At 66.9% G+C, this 17,285-nt stretch carries 12 protein-coding genes; 8 read left to right on the top strand and 4 right to left on the bottom strand.

Annotation, left to right across the window (positions count from 1 at the left end):
- Positions 1–10 precede the first annotated feature (10 nt).
- Positions 11–3,250, bottom strand: coding sequence for an efflux RND transporter permease subunit (locus tag ABE472_RS06090; protein ID WP_346465881.1), 3,240 nt, complete (start codon positions 3,248–3,250; stop codon positions 11–13).
- Between the two features lie 88 nt (positions 3,251–3,338).
- Positions 3,339–4,577 (bottom strand): efflux RND transporter periplasmic adaptor subunit, encoded by a 1,239-nt coding sequence (locus ABE472_RS06085; RefSeq protein WP_121040573.1) that lies wholly within the window; start codon positions 4,575–4,577, stop codon positions 3,339–3,341.
- 231 nt (positions 4,578–4,808) lie between these two features.
- On the opposite strand from ABE472_RS06085, the gene ABE472_RS06080 reads away from it, so the two are divergent.
- The 8 genes from ABE472_RS06080 (at position 4,809) to ABE472_RS06045 (ending at position 14,371) form a co-directional block, all read left to right on the top strand.
- Positions 4,809–6,140: a M20 family metallopeptidase gene (locus ABE472_RS06080; protein WP_176987984.1), complete on the top strand. Its 1,332-nt coding sequence runs from the start codon at positions 4,809–4,811 to the stop codon at positions 6,138–6,140.
- Positions 6,141–6,239: 99 nt separating this feature from the next.
- Entirely contained in the window at positions 6,240–7,058 is an 819-nt protein-coding gene (queF, locus tag ABE472_RS06075) for an NADPH-dependent 7-cyano-7-deazaguanine reductase QueF (protein WP_346465880.1), read from the top strand.
- Between the two features lie 185 nt (positions 7,059–7,243).
- Positions 7,244–7,537, top strand: coding sequence for a LysM peptidoglycan-binding domain-containing protein (locus tag ABE472_RS06070; protein WP_121040566.1), 294 nt, complete (start codon positions 7,244–7,246; stop codon positions 7,535–7,537).
- Positions 7,538–7,577: 40 nt separating this feature from the next.
- On the top strand, positions 7,578–8,081 hold the full coding sequence (locus ABE472_RS06065; protein WP_121040564.1) for a hypothetical protein: 504 nt from the start codon (positions 7,578–7,580) through the stop codon (positions 8,079–8,081).
- Between the two features lie 305 nt (positions 8,082–8,386).
- Positions 8,387–10,612, top strand: a complete 2,226-nt coding sequence (locus ABE472_RS06060) for an NADP-dependent isocitrate dehydrogenase (RefSeq protein WP_346465879.1) — start codon at positions 8,387–8,389, stop codon at positions 10,610–10,612.
- A gap of 183 nt (positions 10,613–10,795) precedes the next feature.
- On the top strand, positions 10,796–12,508 hold the full coding sequence (aceK, locus tag ABE472_RS06055) for a bifunctional isocitrate dehydrogenase kinase/phosphatase (RefSeq protein WP_346465878.1): 1,713 nt from the start codon (positions 10,796–10,798) through the stop codon (positions 12,506–12,508).
- A gap of 57 nt (positions 12,509–12,565) precedes the next feature.
- Positions 12,566–13,441: an energy transducer TonB gene (locus ABE472_RS06050; protein ID WP_313211340.1), complete on the top strand. Its 876-nt coding sequence runs from the start codon at positions 12,566–12,568 to the stop codon at positions 13,439–13,441.
- 72 nt (positions 13,442–13,513) lie between these two features.
- On the top strand, positions 13,514–14,371 hold the full coding sequence (locus ABE472_RS06045; protein ID WP_313219447.1) for a protein tonB: 858 nt from the start codon (positions 13,514–13,516) through the stop codon (positions 14,369–14,371).
- A 42-nt stretch (positions 14,372–14,413) separates the two neighbouring features.
- Here the strand turns inward: ABE472_RS06045 and ABE472_RS06040 are convergent, their stop codons facing one another.
- Complete coding sequence (locus tag ABE472_RS06040) at positions 14,414–16,000, bottom strand: sensor domain-containing diguanylate cyclase (protein WP_346465905.1); 1,587 nt, start codon at positions 15,998–16,000, stop codon at positions 14,414–14,416.
- A gap of 174 nt (positions 16,001–16,174) precedes the next feature.
- Complete coding sequence (locus ABE472_RS06035) at positions 16,175–17,191, bottom strand: cupin-like domain-containing protein (protein WP_346465877.1); 1,017 nt, start codon at positions 17,189–17,191, stop codon at positions 16,175–16,177.
- Positions 17,192–17,285 lie beyond the last annotated feature (94 nt).

Raw genomic sequence — 17,285 nt, 5'->3', positions numbered from 1 at the left:
GTGCTCATCATCACGCCTGCGGCTCCTGCACCGGGCCATGGCCATGACGCAGCGCACGCTGTTCGCGGCGCTGGCGCAGGCGCTCGGAGAAGCGCTCCATGTACAGGTAGATCACCGGCGTGGTGTACAGCGTCACCAGCTGGGAAAGCAGCAGGCCGCCGACGATGGCGATACCCAGCGGGCGGCGCAGTTCCGAGCCGATGCCGGTGCCCAGCGCCAGCGGCAATGCACCCAGCATCGCGGCAGCGGTGGTCATCATGATCGGGCGGAAGCGCAGCAGGCAGGCACGACGGATCGCCTCGTGCGCGTTGGCGCCGGTGCGCCGGGCTTCGATCGCGAAGTCGACCATCATGATGCCGTTTTTCTTCACGATGCCGATCAGCAGCACGATGCCGACGATGCCGTCCACCGACAACGGCAGCCCGCACACCATCAGCGCCAGCAGGGCGCCGACGCCGGCCGGGGGCAGGGTGGAGATGATGGTGAAGGGATGGATGTAACTCTCATACAGCACGCCCAGCACGATGTAGATCAGCACCAGCGAGGCCAGCAGCAGCCACACCACATCGGTCTGGCTGCCGGTGAACTCGGCGGCCTTGCCGATGAACTGCGCATGCACCTGCGAGGGCATGTCCAGGCCGGCCTTGGTCTCTTCAATCGCCTTGACCGCATCGGACAAGGAATAGCCCGGCGCGATGTTGAACGACACCGTGACCGCCGGCAGCTGCTGCTGGTGGCTGACCACCAGCGGGGTGCTGGTGACCTTGCCCTCGGCCAGCGCCGCCAGCGGAATGATGTTGCCGGCGCCGACCGGAATGCCGGTGTTCTGCGCGCCGATACCGGTGGCGGTGGACGAGTTGGACGAGGTGACCTGGCCGAAGTTGGTGGCATTGCTGCCGGTCAGCGCGCCCGCGCCATTGGAGGCTACCGCCAGCTGGTTCATCAGCGCGGTGCTGGTGCGGAACTCCGGGGCCACTTCCAGCACTACGCGGTACTGGTTGAGCTCGGTGAAGATGGTCGAGATCTGGCGCTGGCCAAAGGCGTCGTACAGGGTGTCGTCGATGGTCTGCATCGGCACGCCGAGCACGCTGGCCTTGTCGCGGTCGATGGTCAGCTCGAGCGCGCGGCCCTGGTTGGACAGGTTGTTGTCCACGTCGGCCAGCTCCGGGCGCTGGCGCAGCGCCTCGGTCAGGCGCGTGGCCTGCAGCGCGACCTGCGCGCTGTCCACGTCCGACAGCGAGTACTGGTACTCGGTCGCGGCCACGCGGGTGTCCAGGGTGACGTCCTGCACCGGCTTGAGGTACAGCGCCACGCCGGGAATGCCGGCCACGGCCTTCTGCAGGCGCGGCAGGATCTTGTCGAGCCCATCGCGGTCGCCGCGCTCCTTGAGCACGATCGACAGCTGGCCCTGGTTGAGCGTCGGGTTCATGGTCCCGGCGCCGATGAAGGCCGAGACACCGGTCACTGCCGGATCGCTGCGCAGCGCTTCGGCCACGGCCTTGGTGCGCTGCTCCATCTGCGGGAAGGCGATGTTCTGGTCGGCCTGCACCACACCGGTGATCAGGCCGGTGTCCTGCTCGGGCAGCAGGCCCTTGGGGATCACGATGTACAGCACCACGGTCAGCACCAGTGCGCCGGCGGCGACGGCCAGGGTCAGCGGCTGGTGATCCAGCACCCAGTCCAGGCTGCGCTCATACAGGCCCACGGTACGCGACCACACGGTGGTCTTGCCCGCTGCGGCGGCGCGCTCATGCGCGTCTTCGCCCTCGGGCAGCGCATCGGGCTTGAGCAGGTAGGCGCACATCATCGGGGTGAGCGTCAGCGAGATCAGCATCGACAGCGTCACCGCGATGCTCAGCACCCAGGCGAATTCGTGGAACAGGCGGCCGGTGACGCCGGGCATCAGCAGCAGCGGCAGGAACACCGCCACCAGCGAAATCGTCAGCGAGAGCACGGTGAAGCCGATCTGCTGCGCGCCGATCTCGGCCGCTTCCGGCCCGCTCTTGCCCTGTTCGATGTAACGCACGATGTTCTCGATCATCACGATCGCATCGTCGACCACGAAGCCGGTGGCCACCACCAGCGCCATCAGCGAGAGGTTGTCCAGCGACATCCCGGCGAACGCCATCACACCGAAGGTGCCGGCCAGCGACAGCGGCACCGCCACCGAGGGAATGATGGTCGCCCACAGGCGGCGCAGGAACACGAAGATCACCGCGACCACCAGGCCGATGGTCAGGATCAGGGTGAACTGCACTTCATGCACCGAGGCGCGGATGGTCTCGGTGCGGTCGTTGAAGATGTCCAGATGCACGTCGGCCGGCAACACGTTCTGCAGCTGCGGCAGCAACGCGCGGATGCGCTCGACGGTCTGCACGATGTTCGCGCCCGGCTGGCGCCGCACTTCCAGCAGCACCGCCGGCTTGCCATCGGCCCACGCGGCCAGCTGGTCGTTCTCCACGCCGTCGATCACGTTGGCCACGTCCGACAGGCGCACCGGGCGGCCGTTCTTGTAGCTGATGATGGTGTCGCGATACTCGGCGGCACTGGTCAGCTGGTCGTTGGTGCCGATCGAGTAGGACTGGGTCTTGCCGTTGAGCGAGCCCTTGGGCGCGTTGACGTTGGCCTGGGTGAGCGAACTGCGCAGCTCTTCCAGGGTCAAGCCCATGTTGGACAGCTGCGCCGGGTTGACCTGGATGCGCACGGCCGGGCGCACGTTGCCGGCGATGGAGACCAGGCCCACGCCCTGCACCTGCGACAGGCGCTGGGCGAGGATGGAGTCGGCGTAATTGTTGACGTCGCGCAGCGGGCGCGTGTCGGAGGTGAGCTTGAGGGTGACGATCGCCGCGTCGGCCGGGTTCACCCGGTTGTAGACCGGCTGGTAGGGCAGCGAGGAGGGCAGGGTGGCCTGGCGGATCGCGGCCTGCACATCCTGTGCGGCGATGTCGATGTCGCGGTCCATCGAGAACTGCAGGATGATCGTGGACAGCCCTGCCGACGAATCGGAGGTCATGATCTCCAGCCCGGAAATCTGCCCGAACTGGCGCTCCAGCGGCGTGGTCACCAGCGAGGCCATAGTGACCGCATTGGCACCGGGATACTGGGTGGTCACCACCAGGCTGGGCGCATCGATCTCGGGCAGCGCCGACACCGGCAGCTGGCGGTAGCCGAGGATGCCGAGCAGCAGCAGGCCCGCCATCAGCAGCGAGGTGGCGATCGGGCGGCGGATGAAAATCGTCGAAAAGCCCACGGGCGGGTCCTTGCTGGTGCGTCGTGCTGCGTTGGATCAGGCGAACGCCGGCGCGTAGGCCGGCGTCAGGAACGTAGGGCGGGCGCGATCAGCGCGGACCGCCACCGCGGCGTCCACCGCCACCCTGCTGCTGGGCGGCCTTGAGTTCGGCTTCGGTCGGTGCGGCCGGGGTTTCGCCCGGCTTGAGCGCGGTCACCTTCGCACCCGGCTTGAGCCGGAACTGGCCTTCGCTCACGACACGCTCGCCGCCTTTCAGGCCCTCGGTGATCTGCACCTGGCTGTCGCCGACTTCCACGCCGCTCTTCACCGTCTGCATGGCCACGGTGCTGTCCGGCTTGACGATGTAGACGTATTCGCCGTCCGGCCCGCGCATCACGGCCTGGGTCGGGATCACCACGCCGCCGGCGATGGTGCGCAGCTGCATGCGGACATTGACGAACTGGCCCGGCCACAGCGAGTTGTCTTCGTTGTCGAACAGGGCGCGCGCGCGGAAGGTGCCGCTGTCGCTGCTGATCTGGTTGTCCACCACATCCAGCTTTCCGCCGTCGGTAAGGACGTGCGCGTCGTTGCGGTCCAGTGCGGCGATGTCTACCGGGCCGGCGGCCTGGGCCTGGCGCACGGCCGGCAGCTGGCGCTCGGGCAGGTTGAACACGACATGGATCGGATGAATCTGGGTCAGCGTCACCAACGCCGTGCCGGCGCTGACAATGTTGCCGGCGTCGACCGCGCGGATACCGGCGATGCCGGAGATCGGGGCGGTCACGCGGGTGTACTGCAGCTGCACCTGGGCGGCGCGCATGCTGGCCTCGTTGGCGGCCACGGCACTTTCGAACTGGGCCACCTGGTTGCGCTGGGTATCCAGGTCGGTCTTGGCCACGTACTGGCGATATTCGGCCGAATTGGAGCGCTGGTAGTTGGAGCGGGCGGTGGCGAGCTGGGCCTGGTTCTGGCGCTTGGCGGCCGCAGCTTCGTCGTAACTGGCCTGCAGGGTGCGCGGATCGATCTGCGCGAGCAGGTCGCCCTTTTTCACTTCCTGGCCCTCCTTGAAGTTCAGGCTGATCAGCTGGCCACCGACCTGCGGGCTGACGGTAACGGTATTCATCGCCGCGACCGTGCCAAGCGCGCTGGCATACACCGGCACGTCCTGGCGGACTGCATCGATCACCGTGACCGGCACCGGGCCGGCATTGGCCGGATCACCGCCCTGGCGCCCTTCGGCTGCCGGACCGCCTGCATCCCCCTTCTTGCCGCCCATCAGGCGCATTCCGACCACGGCAACCACCAGCACTGCGACCACCAGCAGCACGATCTTCCAGAAACGCGACATTCAATAACTCCTGAGGGGGCTGGCGGAGGGCGGGGGGGCCGGTTGGCTAGGCGCAAAGCATACTCGTCGCCCGTGGCCTTTCATGCATGACGGATGGGACGGGCGATCAGACCGGATGTGACGGGTGAGGTTCCCTCCATGAACGTTTGCCGGGGCAGAAAGTTACAGCGCGTCCGGCCCCGATGCCCTACATTCAGGTTCGACCGCCGTTCTGACCCGTGGAGACCTTCAATGCCCCGTCTGTCGCTGTTGATGTCCGCCCTGCTGCTCGCCGCCCCCGGCCTGGCGGCCGCCGCCCCCGCCGAACGCCCGGAAGTGGCCGCCGCCGCGACCCGCCTCAAGGCCCAGGTGATCGACTGGCGCCGCGACTTCCACCAGCACCCGGAGCTGTCCAACCGCGAAGAACGCACCTCGGCCAAGGTGGCCGAACGCCTGCGCGCGATGGGCCTGAAGCCGCAGACCGGCATCGCCCACCACGGCGTGGTGGCCATCATCAAGGGCGGCAAGCCCGGCCCCCGGATCGCCTTGCGCGCGGACATGGACGCGCTGCCGGTGACCGAACAGACCGGCCTGCCGTTCGCCTCCAAGGCCACCAGCACCTACCGCGGCGAGACGGTCGGGGTGATGCACGCCTGCGGCCACGACGCCCACACCGCCACCCTGCTGGGCGTGGCCGATGCGCTGGTGAAGATGCGCGCGAACCTGCCCGGCGAGGTCATGCTGATCTTCCAGCCCGCCGAAGAGGGTGCGCCGCCGCCGGAAGAGGGCGGTGCGGCGCTGATGCTCAAGGAAGGGCTGTTCAAGGACTTCAAGCCCGAAGCCGTGTTCGGCCTGCATGTGTTCTCCAGCGTGCCGGCCGGCCAGATCGCGGTGCGTGGCGGCCCGCTGATGGCGGCGTCGGATCGTTTCGGGATCAAGGTGATCGGCCGCCAGACCCATGGCTCGGCGCCGTGGAACGGGGTGGACCCGATCGTGGCCACCGCCGACCTGGTCGGCACCGCGCAGACCATCGTCAGCCGCCGTGCCAACCTCTCCAAGCAGCCGGCGGTGGTGACCTTCGGCGCGATCAAGGGCGGCATCCGCTACAACATCATTCCCGATGAAGTGGAGATGGTCGGCACCATCCGCACCTTCGACGAGGGCATGCGCCAGCAGATCTTCGCCGACCTGCGCAACGTGGCCGAGCACACCGCGGCCGCGCACGGGGCCAAGGCCGAAACCGAGATCTATGAGTCCGAGGGCAACCCGGCCACGGTCAACGATCCGGCACTGACCGCGCGGATGCTGCCGAGCCTGCAGGCCGTGGTCGGCGAGGGCAATGTGTACGAGCCGCCGCTGCAGATGGGGGCCGAGGACTTCTCGCTGTACGCCCAGCAGGTGCCGGGCATGTTCTTCTTCGTGGGCTCCACCAGCGAGGGGATCGATCCGGCGACCGCGCCGGCCAACCACTCGCCGAAGTTCCTGCTCGATGAGAAGGCGCTGGATGTGGGCCTGCGCGCGTTGCTGCAGGTGAGCCTGGATTACCTCAACGGGACGCCGGCTGCGGCGCCTGGCGCAGGCTGACGTCAGACGACGGCTGGTAGACGGTAGGTCCCGGCCGCTGGCCGGGGCCTTTTGTTTTCAGCGCCGGACGCCGCGCGCCTACCGGCGTAAAATGGCGGCATGAATACCCCCCAGGACTCCAGCCTCGGTCGCGAGGTTGCTTACCCGTCGCAGTACGATCCCGGCCTGCTCTTCCCCATCCCGCGCCGTGGCGCCCGCGAGGAGATCGGCCTGGACGAGGCGGCGCTGCCGTTTGTCGGCCATGACCGCTGGCAGGCCTATGAATTGAGCTGGCTGGACGGTCGCGGCAAGCCGCGTGTGGCCGTGGCCACGGTCAGCGTGCCGTGCACCTCGCCGAACCTGATCGAATCCAAGTCGTTCAAGCTGTATCTCAACTCGCTCAACAGCACGCGTTTCGATGATGACGCGGCCGCGCGCCTGTGCATCACCCGCGATCTGTCGGCGTGTGCCGGGGCGGTGGTGACGGTGGTGCTCGGGGTGCCGCCGCTGGTGGAAGAGCCCGAGGGCGAGTCGCTGGACGAGCGCGAGGTGACCATTGAGCGCTACGGCCCGCCGGCCCCGGAGTTCCTGTTCGCCGATGCCGATGAGGTGGTCACCGAAACGTTGAGTTCGGCCCTGCTCAAGTCCAACTGCCCGGTCACCGGCCAGCCGGACTGGGCCAGCGTCAGCGTGCGTTACCACGGCCCGAAGATCGACCGCGACGGCCTGCTGAAATACCTGGTCAGCTACCGCGAACACGCCGAGTTCCACGAGCAGTGCGTGGAGCGGATCTTCAGCGAGATCACCCAACGCTGCCAGCCGCAGTGGCTGGAAGTGGAAGCGCGCTACACCCGCCGCGGCGGGCTGGACATCAACCCGTGGCGGGCCAGCCCGGGCATCGAACTGCCGGCCCGCACCGTCCGCGACCTGCGCCAGTAGAGCGACCCCACGGGTCGCTGCCCTGGAACCCGGCACCACGCGCAGCCACCCATGGGGTGGCTCTACCCCCGGGCAACGTGGCCGCCGGTAGCCGTTCCGCACGTCTTCACACCCACGCCATGCCCCATTAACAAGGGCTGTGACACCGTGCCTCCCATGTCGTCAATCAAGACGGGAGTGTATGGATGAGTACCGATAAGAAAGTCGACTTTTCCGGTGTCAGCGCCAGCGTTGATACCACCGCGCAGAAAGTCGATCAGGTCGATTTCTCGGGCGTGACCTCCTCGGTGGATACCACTGCGGAAAAGGTCGGGGGCACCTACACGGTGCAGAAGGGCGATTCGCTCTCCAAGATCGCCAAGCAGGAACTGGGTGATGCCAATGCGTGGAAGCGCATCTTCGAGGCCAACCGCGATGTACTGGACGACCCGGACAAGATCCAACCGGGCCAGACCCTGAAACTGCCGCCCAAAGCCTGATCCGCTGTACTGCCCACCATCTACAAGGGAGCAACCTCACATGAAGAAGTCGTCCATCAGTACTGCCGTTCTCGCCGCGCTTCTGGCCACCGTGGCCCTGGCCGGCTGCAAGAAGAAAGAAGACACTGCTGACAACAACGCGCAGCCCGCTGCGATGACGCCTGCCGCCCCGGCCCCGATGACGGAAGCCGCGCCGCAGCCGATGACCGCTGCAGCAGGGGTGAACGTTTCGGCCGTTACCGTTGGCAAGACCGCCGCAGCCGACAAGACCGTTACTTCCGTCGCGCTGTTCGCGCCGAAGGACGACATCATCGTGTCGATCCGCACCGATGGCAGCGCGAACAACGCCAACGTGGCGGCCAAGCTGACCTTCCAGAACGGCCAGGTGGCCGGTGAGCAGAACCAGGTGGTGAATACCACCGGTGCCGAGACCACCAATATTTCCTTCAAGAATGCCAATGGCTGGCCGGCGGGCAAGTACCGCGCGGAAGTCATGGTAGATGGTAAGGCGGCTGGATCGCCGCAGGAGTTTGAGGTCAAGTAAGCCCAGACGCCGACTCTCTCCCGGCAACAGGCTCACGATGGACGCAGCCGCGAGGCTGCGTCTTTTTTATGGGCGTTTGCCGGACCACAGCGTTCCAGTACGTTTGCGTATGGGATGGCTTTGCTCCGGGGGGCTGAAAACGCGACAATGCAGGGGTTTCCCGCCGTGCGCGCCGTTGGTTGGCGCGGTCCCCGGGGAAAGTGCGGGCCAGGCTGTGCGAGGCCCTGCACGCGACACGGTTGCACGCGGCCCGGCATTGCCGTCGGCCATCATTCACGAGATCTGCAAGAGAGCCCTGATCCCCCATGTCGAACACGCCCAAGATTCTCTACACGCTCACCGATGAAGCCCCGTTCCTGGCCACGCAGTCGCTGCTGCCGATCGTCGAGGCCTACACCGCCACCGCCGGCATTGCCGTGGAAACCCGCGACATTTCGCTGTCCGGCCGCATCCTGGCCCTGTTCCCGGATTACCTGAAAGACGACCAGAAAGAAGCCGATCACCTGGCCGAACTGGGCCAGCTGGCGACCACCCCGGACGCGAACATCATCAAGCTGCCCAACATCAGCGCCTCGGTGCCGCAGCTGAAGGCCGCGATCAAGGAACTGCAGGACCAGGGCTTCGCACTGCCGAACTACCCGGACGTGCCGACCGACGACGTCTCGCGCGACATCAAGGCGCGCTACGACAAGGTCAAGGGCAGCGCGGTGAACCCGGTGCTGCGCGAAGGCAACTCCGATCGCCGCGCGCCGCTGTCGGTCAAGAACTACGCCCGCAAGCACCCGCATCGCATGGGCAAGTGGTCCAAGGACTGCAAGTCGCATGTCGCGCACATGGATGGCGGTGACTTCTACGGCAGCGAAAAGTCGGCGACGCTGGCCACTGCCGGCAGCCTGAAGATCGAACTGTTCAAGGCCGACGGCAGCAGCGTCGTGCTCAAGGAAAAGACCGCAGTCAAGGCCGGTGAGATCGTCGACGCCGCCGTGATGAGCCGCAATGCGCTGGCCTCGTTCGTGCAGGCGCAGATCGCCGATGCGAAGGCCAAGGGCGTGCTGTTCTCGCTGCACCTGAAGGCCACCATGATGAAGGTCTCCGACCCGATCATGTTCGGTGTGGTCGTCGAAGAGTTCTACAAGGACGTGCTGGCCAAGCATGCCGAGGTGCTCAAGCAGGCCGGGTTCGATCCGAACAACGGTATCGGCGATCTGTTCGCGCGCCTGCCGCAGCTGCCCGAAGCGACCCAGGAAGCGATCAAGGCCGACCTGGCCGCCGAGTACGGCAAGCGCCCGGGCCTGGCCATGGTCAATTCGGACAAGGGCATCACCAACCTGCACGTGCCGAGCGACGTGATCGTCGATGCCTCGATGCCGGCGATGATCCGCGACTCCGGCGGCATGTGGAATGCCGATGGCAAGCTGCAGGACACCAAGGCCGTCATCCCCGACCGTTGCTATGCCGGTGTGTACCAGGCCGTGATCGACGACTGCCGCACCCACGGTGCGTTCGACCCGGCCACCATGGGCTCGGTGCCGAACGTCGGCCTGATGGCACAGAAGGCCGAGGAATACGGCTCGCACGACAAGACCTTCCAGATCCCGGCCGACGGCACCGTGCGCGTCTCCGATGAGGCAGGCGCCGTGGTGTTCGAGCACGCCGTGCAGACCGGCGACATCTGGCGCATGTGCCAGACCAAGGACGCCCCGATCCAGGATTGGGTGAAGCTGGCCGTGAACCGCGCCCGCCTGAGCGGCACCCCGGCGGTGTTCTGGCTCGATGCAGCCCGCGCGCACGATGCGCAGGTGATCGCCAAGGTCGAGACCTACCTGAAGGACCACGACACCAACGGCCTGGACATCCGCATCCTGGCCCCGGTGGAAGCGACCGCCTTCTCGCTGGACCGCATCCGCAAGGGTGAGGACACCATCTCGGTGACCGGCAACGTGCTGCGCGACTACCTGACCGACCTGTTCCCGATCATGGAGCTGGGCACCAGCGCCAAGATGCTCTCCATCGTGCCGCTGATGGCCGGTGGCGGCCTGTTCGAGACCGGTGCCGGTGGTTCGGCGCCCAAGCACGTGCAGCAGTTCGTGGAAGAGGACTACCTGCGCTGGGATTCGCTGGGCGAGTTCCTCGCGCTGGCGGCCTCGCTGGAGCACCTGGGCAACCGTTACGACAACGCCGGTGCGACCGTGCTGGCCAAGACGCTGGACCAGGCCAACGGCCAGTTCCTGGACAACGACAAGTCGCCGTCACGCAAGCTCGGTGGCATCGACAACCGCGGCAGCCACTTCTACATCGCGCTGTACTGGGCCCAGGCCCTGGCCGCGCAGGACGACGATGCCGCGCTGAAGGCCCGTTTCGCTCCGCTGGCCAAGGCCCTGGCCGACAACGAGCAGGCCATCGTCGGCGAGCTGGCCGCGGTGCAGGGCAAGCCGGTCGATATCGGCGGTTACTACCGTCCGGACGTGGCCAAGGCCAGCGCCGCGATGCGTCCGAGCACCACCTTCAACAGCGCGCTGTCTGCGCTGTAACGAAGCGGTCCCGCCCCAGCGGTGATCGATGAAGAACCCGCGCTTCGGCGCGGGTTTTTTTGTGGGCGCCCGCTGGGCAAGCGCCCAGTCGCTGCCGTATGGTGGCAGCAGGTCCTGTGGAAGTGGATGCATGCACGGTCGCTGTTCCTGCCAGAACGTTCCATGCCTCATCGGTGGCACCGCATGACTGCGTCAGCGGAGGCGCTTGCGCGGTTGATCCGCGATGGGTTCGAGGATTACCACGCGCGCTTCGCGGCGATCTCGCGGCGTGCGCGGCTGCGCTTCGAACGGCGCGACTGGGCCGGTGCACGGCAGGACGCCGTGGAGCGCATCGGGCTGTACGACCGGTGTATCGCCGAGACCGTGGATGAATTGCGCCGTGCAGTCGGTGAGCGCATCGGCGAGCGCGCGCTGTGGCTGCAGGTGCGCACGGCCTATGCGGCGTTGCTGGCGGGGCTGATCGACGCCGAGCTGTACAAGACGTTCTACAACACGCTGGCGCGCCGGCTGTTCGCCACCCGCGGTGTGGACGGGGCGATCGAGTTCATGGCGATGGACGTGGAGCCCTCCGATGCCATTACCCATCCGGTCGCGCGGCACAGCTACACCTTGTCGCCCACGCGCCCGGCCGATGCCTTCATGCGCGTACTGGGAGACTATCGCTTCGATGTGCCGTACGCGCACCAGCTGCGCTGCGCCGCTGCGATCGCGGTGCGCCTGCAGGACGATCTGGCGCACTGGGGCGACTACCCGGTGCGCAGCATTGAACTGCTCGACACCGTGTTCTATCGCGAGCGTCGCGCCTATCTGGTGGGGCGCGTATTCGGTGAGCATCGCTTCTCGCCCTGCGTGATCGCGCTGGTCCATGACGAGCGCGGCCTGCGCGTGGATGCGGTGTTGACCCGGCGCCGTGATGTCGCGCATCTGTTCGGCGTCTCGCGCAGCTATTTCCAGGCCGATCTGGCCACGGTAGGCGATGCGGTGGTGTTCCTGCGCAGCCTGCTGCCGGGCAAGCCGGTCGATGAGATCTACACCGTGCTCGGGCGTGCCAAGCAGGGCAAGACCGAACGCTATCGCACCTTTTTCCGTCACTTCCAGGAACAGCCGGGCGAGCAGCTGGTGCATGCCGACGGCACGCCCGGCATGGTCATGGCGGTGTTCACCCTGCCCAGCTATCCGCTGGTGTTCAAGCTGATCCGGGACCGTTTCGCCTGGCCCAAGACCATGACCCGGCACCAGGTCGAGGAGAAGTACGCCCTGGTGTTCAACCTGGATCGCGTGGGTCGGCTGCTCGATGCGCAGCCCTATCGGCACCTGCGGTTCCCGCGGGCGCGCTTCTCTTCGGCCCTGCGCGAGGAGCTGCTGACCCAGTGCGCCAGCAGTGTGCGCGAGGACGGCGACGAACTGGTGATCGCGCTGTGCTACGTGCAGCGGCGTTTCCGTCCGCTCAACCTGTACCTGCGTGAGCAGACCGCCGAGGCACGTCGCGTCGCCGCGCTTGATTACGCGCAGGCGATCACCGACATGGCGCGCAACAACATTTTTCCTGGCGATATGTTGCCGAAGAACTTTGGTGTGTCCCGCCACGGGCGCGCGGTGTTCTACGACTACGACGAGCTGTGCCTGGTCACCGAGTGCAACTTCCGTGCATGGCCGACGCCGCGCAATGAGGAGGAAGCGCTGGCTGATGAACCCTGGTTCGACATCGGCCCGCGTGACGTGTTTCCGGAGCGGTTCTGGATGTTCATGGGGCTGCCGGCGCCCGAGCTGGCGGCCGTGCGCGAGCATTTCGGCCATCTGTTGGATCCCGTGTGGTGGCAACAGCTGCAGGCAGGTTTTGCCAGCGGTGATTTTCCGGACACGCCGCCGTATGCCGGCGCGCTGCGGCTGGCTTGATTGTCCACAGGAACGCCGCTGCGCTACGCTGTCAGGTATCCACAAGGAGATAGTGCGATGCGTTGTTCCCCTATTCTTGCCCTGGCATTGGCCTTCAGCGGCGTGGGCATGGTCGTGGTCCCCGATGCGGACGCACAGACCAAGCGCGAGGTGCGCGAGCAGGCCGAAGCCAGCATGGTGCTTACCGGCGAGATCGATATCGGTACCGAAGGCCAGGTCGAAGCGTTCCGTCTCGACAAGCCGGACCAGGTGGACGAGGGAATCGTCCGGTTCGTCGAACGTGCGGTGCACACCTGGCGCTTCGAGCCGGTGCGGCGCCAGGGCCGCGCCGTCAAGGCGCGTGCGCCGGCCAGCATCCGCCTGGGGGCAAAGAACAACCCGGATGGCACGGGCCAGGTCACCCTGCTGGCGGCGAGTTTCGACACGTACGACCCAACCGATACCAGCAGCGTGACCGGCAGGAAGATGTCGCGGCCGGCGTATCCGGAGGACGTGTTCAATGCAGGGGGACGCGGTGACGTGATCCTGCTGATCCAGGTCGGGCGCGATGGCAACGCCCTGGACGTGGCGACCGAGCAGGTCAACCTGCGTGTGATCGCAAATGAGGCGAACATGCGGAAGATGCGTGACAAGCTGTCGCGGGTAGCGATGGGTGCTGCGCGCAAATGGACGTTCAGGATTCCGACCACCGGCGAGTACAGGAATGAAGCCAGCTGGACCATCCGGGTGCCGGTACGCTTCTCCTTCGGAGACGACGCCGAGCGCTACGGTCGCTGGGATGCCTATATTCCCGGCCCGCGCCAGCAGGCGCCGTGGCGCAGGGACATGGACATGGCGGCCGATGGCAAGGCCGATATGCTGCCGTCCGGCGGGGTGTTCATGGCCGATGCCGCCGGCAAGGGGCCGACCCTGTTGACGCCGCTGGGTGGCTGACCCTGCATGCCGGCCCCAGTGGGTAGGCTGTCGGTACCGATGACGATGAATGGCACAAGGAGAAACAACGCGATGGACATCATCAAGGCAATCGCCGTGGCACTGGTGCTGGCAGCAGCGCCAGCGCACGCGGCCAAGCCGTCGGCCGATGTGCCGGTGGAAATGGGGATGCGGGTCGAGGGCACCCTCGCCATTGGCGACGACGGCCGCATCACTGCGCTGGAGATCGACAAGCAGGACCTGCTTCCGGAGGCAGTGGCCACGCTGGTGCGTGACACCGTGAAGAACTGGGAATTCGAGCCGAATGTGCGTGACGGCGCCCCGGTACCGATGGATGCGCGGATGACCGTACGTGTCGTCGCCCAGCCGGGTGCGAACGATACCTTCAACGTGCGGCTGATCAGTGCACATTTCGATGGCGCCCGGAAGGATGCCTCGGGACGGGAAATCAAATCCAGGGTGCGTACGCCACCCCCGCGCTACCCCGCCGACGTGTTCCGCGTGGGTGGGCAGGGCACCGTGTACCTCGCCCTGAAGGTTGACCGGGAAGGGCGTGTGGTCGACCAGGTTGCCGAGCAGGTGAATCTGAGAAGCACGGGGACGGCAGCCCAGATGGATCTCATCCGCAGTCGCCTGAGCAGGGCATCGCTGGACGCCGCGCGCAAGTGGCGTTTTCCGCTGAGCGCGGAGGACGCCAGCCTGGAGGCGCCGTTCCGCACCTACCGCGTGCCGGTCAGTTTCGCGATCAACACCGCCATGCCTGACGACCTGGCGCAGTGGCGCGCTTACATTCCAGGACCACGCAACGCCATCCCGTGGTCCACACGCCCGGAGAGCGCCGGCTTCTCGCCGGATCTGCTGACCGACGGCTCGGCTACGTTGGCCGGCGACCCCAACGCGCCGCGCCTGCGCACCCCGCTGGGCAGCTGAGCCTGACAGGGGCCGCGGCGCATTGCGCCCGCGACCCCGGTGTCAACTGGTGCCCGTGCCTTCAGGCTGCGGGTACACCACGGTGCGGTTGCGGCCCTGTTCCTTGGCCATGTACAGGGCCTTGTCGGCCAGCCGCAGCGCCTGCTGCGGATCATCGTGATAGGTCGGGTAGTGGGCCACGCCCAGCGACACGGTGACCGTGCCGACCTGCTCGAACACTTCGGCGGCCACCTGGATGCGCAGGCGCTCGGCCACCTGCGCGGCATGGAGGGCATCGATGCCCGGCAACAGGATCAGGAACTCCTCGCCGCCGTTGCGGCAGAGCAGATCGGTGTCGCGTGAGCCATCGCGCATCAATTGCGCGATGCGCAGGATCACGGCGTCGCCGACCGCATGACCGAAGCGGTCGTTGATGCTTTTGAAGCGGTCGATGTCCAGCGCGATGATCCCGAACGGCTGGCCGCGTGCCTGCCAGTCTTCCAGCCCCTGCTGCAGGCCGCGCCGGTTCTGCAGGCCGGTAAGGGGATCGGTCATGCTGGCGCGGTTGAGCTTGCCGATGCGGTCCTGCAGCAGGTTGAAGCTGTACAGCAGGGCGGCTTTGAGCTGGGCGACCTCGTAGTACCAGGCCCGGATACCGGTGACGTGGCGGATCGCGATGCCGGTGTCGCGGTTCTGCACGTTGCGCGCCAGCTGCCATAGCGGCAGCGAGATGCGCCGCGCGAACCACCAGGTGATCAGCAGCGACAGGATGCCCAGCGGAATCGCATTCCAGATCACCGCCGACATCAGCTTGGACAGTGAGGCCAGCGTGGCGGTGGTCGGCCGCTGGGCCACCACGCCCCAGCCAACGCTCGGCACCGGCGCGTACCCGGCCAGCATCTGCACGCCGTGACTGTTGCGTACCTGCTGCGCGCCGGAGTGGCCTCGGGTCACCGCCTGCACGGCCGGGTTCTCCAGCGCGAACTGGCCGACCCGGTCCTGTTCGATGTGGTACAGGATGCGACCGTTGCGGTCGACGACGTACAGGTAGGACCCATCGCGGTAATAGTGCTTGCCCAGCAGCGATTGCAGGATGCTGCGCTGGCGCAGGTAGATCGTGCCGCTGACATAGCCCTGGTACCTCCCCTGCGCGGAGAAGATCGGATGTGAAATCGCCACCAGCAGGCGCCCGGTCGCGGCCTGGTAGGGGTCGCTGATGAAGGGGACCCGGCGCTCCAGGGCATCGCGGTTGCCGGCGCTCTTGAGCAGCACGCCCTGCAGGGCCAGGCTCTGTGGGGAGGTCGCCAGCACGGTACCGCCGGCATCCACGATCAGCACCGAGTTGAAGCTGTTGGTCTGCAGCTGCAGGCGTGCGGCTTCTGCTTCCAGTTCGCTGCGATCATGCACACGCTGGCCGAGCAGGGTGGCGCTGTAGGCCACCTGCTGCTGCGCTGACAGAACGAAGTTCTGGGTCGACTCCGCCAGCTTGCTGGCATACACACGGTTGGCTTCCAGCGTATTGCCGATCAGCTGCTCGCGCTGCACGCGGTAGCTGGCATGCAGGGTATTGGCCAGCGCGATGAGCGCGCTGAGCAGGGCCAGGGCAAGGATCAACTTGCCCAGGTTCAGACGGGTGGACAACGGACGCATGCGGTTCACGGGCGGCAGGGTGCAGCACCAACCGGAACATGCGGATGGAACGGCAGCAGCGAAACAGTCAGGAGCGCACGACCCCGCCCCCGGGCGGTCAACAACTCGTTGGGCGGCGATTATTGCGGATTACACCCCCACGTGGGTGAAGTCGGCGCCGCCGTGGTGGCCCGTTCAGCGCTCCAGGCGCTTGCGCAGCACGCCGCGCAGATGATCGGCGCCGGCCTGGTCGAGCGGCCCGAGCACGCCGCGCACCGCTTCGGGAATATGCGCGGCGGTGTGGTCATCGGCCTCGAAGACATAGTGCTGGAACATCGCCTGCCAATGCGCACGCTGTGCCGGTGGCAGATCGCGGATGGCCAGCAGCGATAGCATCAGTGCGTTCATCGGCGCATCCCGCCACGCCGGCACCGGCCGCCACCAGTAATTGACCAGTACATTGAACGCCTCCAGCCCCTCCATGTGGTGCCACCACAACGAGGGGATGAACACCGCATCGCCGGGGCCGAGTTCGGCCACCTGTGCGTGGGCCAGCGCCTCGCTGAAGCGCGGGAAGCGTGCCAGGTCCGGTGCGGCGAAGTCGACCAGGCTGACGGCCTGCCCGGCCGGCGTGAAGTCCAGTGGCCCGATATACAGATTGCCCACCTGCGCCGGCGGGAACAGGGTGACCCGGCGGCGGCCGGCGGCCACGCAGGCCAGGTTGTCCGGCACGTCCTGGTGCGCGGCGATACGCGAGCGGTTGCCGATCCAGATACTGGCCAGCGGATCGTCCACGCCGAGCGCAAGTGCATTGGCCCGGCGGAAGCCGGGCAGGAAACTGTCCAGCGTGGTCGAGGCGACGTAGATCGAGGGTGGCGTCGGCGCGGTGGCGTACTTGAGCAGGGTGTCGAGCACGACCTTCAACGGAATCTGCTCGCGGCGGAAATTGAAGCCGCTCATGTCGGCGTTGTAGAACACACGCCCCTTGGCCTCCGGCGGCGCCGTGGTGGCGGTGACCGGCATCGTGCCGTGGTCGAACTGTTTGAGATGGGCGACCGCCGCCTGTGCGGACTGCGTCGCCGCGCTGACCAGCGGCCACTGCGCCACCAGCCCGCGGATCACTTTCGGTGTCGTCCAGCCGGGCAACTGCGCGTGCAGCTGCGCCGGATCCAGATCATGCAGTTCCTCGATCGGGCCGGGCATGGCAGACATCGGCGTCCTGATGGCAGAGGCGGGTGGCGCCCACGGTAGCGCGGGGGTGGCGGAAGCGAAAGGCCGCGGGGTGAGCGCGGCCTTCCGGTGCTGC

It is taken from the genome of Stenotrophomonas sp. TWI809, assembly GCF_039673205.1.
Lineage (GTDB): Bacteria > Pseudomonadota > Gammaproteobacteria > Xanthomonadales > Xanthomonadaceae > Stenotrophomonas.
The sequence above is the reverse complement of the archived record's forward strand: the minus strand, read 5'-3'. Positions and strand labels throughout refer to the sequence as shown.